Raw genomic sequence first — 1,187 nt, 5'->3', positions numbered from 1 at the left:
GCATCTATTAATAAAGTTGTATTTTTACCAAAAATCTTCACTTCGCGGAAGTTTTGCGCATCGCCACTAAAGGTAAGTTTAACTTGGTCAAAAACAAGGTTGCTTACTGGAGTAATTTCAATAATATTACCTGCATTACTGATGGTGTGGGTTGAAACTACTACGCCGTCTTTAAGAAAATCAACAATTGATCCGTTAATTCTGCTGACAACTGCTTTGCGATTATAGAGCTTAAAGCTGCCGTTGTTATAATTAACCCCCTTAAAATCAAACAAAATATACTTTCCATTAGCACTGTTTGGATGTACGGCATAATCTAATACACCACTTGAACTGGTGTTGCCGTCCGTCATTCTGCTAATATTGGCAGCGGTGCCGCCGTTATGCCAGCTGGTAACATTCGTGGTGATAGTCGCCAATCCTTTGCTGTTTAGGACAAGGTTTTTACTAATAGGAGTAATATCTAAGCCATTGGAAATGTTGCCAAAATCAATATTATTACCATCTACATCTTGAATATCATTCAAGACAATGTCATCTTTACTGTCGATATTAAAAGCAGTGTCGATTTTGTCATTAAGTTGAACGGTATAAACGAACTCTAATGTCTTAGTAACCGTTCCATTGGTTCCTGTTAACAGGAAATCTTTGCCGGCAACAACGATTTTATTGCTACCAACATTGGCCAAAGTAATGTTTTCATCCAACGCGAGTGTTATCTTAACTTTACTACCAAGGGTAAATGCTCCTTTGTCATTCACCGCGCCTTCTATATTCCAAGCATCAGCAGTGGGTTTGGGTGCATAAACATCCACTGAAAGCGCCAAATTATTGCCACTGAATATTTGCATATCTGTTAACTTAGCGCCAACATTATGAAAAGAACTGTCTAGAAACAATTTGGTGTTTGCATTTGAAGTTTTGCTTGAGGTGTAAAGCAAAGTGCCTTTGGCATGAGGACCATCACTTGCTTTAATATGGTAATATTTTATTTGGGTACCTGATCTAGTGACTTTCATATAGTCGCCAGCGGCATAAACAACACTTGTGTCACGCTTTCTCACACTACTTTCATAGATGACAAATTTATTGCCTATACCTGAGTCTGCATACAAAGCGTAATCTATACTTCTGTAAGAATCACTAGAATCATCACTTGAAAGTCCAAGCATTACCCTGCCAGTGTT

General features: G+C 38.2%; 1 protein-coding gene. It reads right to left on the bottom strand.

The annotated features are described in order from the left end of the window. A partial coding sequence (locus tag BHECKSOX2_RS00065) for a hypothetical protein (RefSeq protein ID WP_180323583.1) occupies positions 1-1,172 on the bottom strand: 1,172 nt, incomplete at its 3' end. Between the last annotated feature and the right edge of the window lie 15 nt (positions 1,173-1,187).

It is taken from the genome of thiotrophic endosymbiont of Bathymodiolus puteoserpentis (Logatchev) (genome assembly GCF_900127505.1).
GTDB lineage: Bacteria > Pseudomonadota > Gammaproteobacteria > PS1 > Pseudothioglobaceae > Thiodubiliella.
This window is presented reverse-complemented; position numbering and strand designations above follow the sequence as displayed.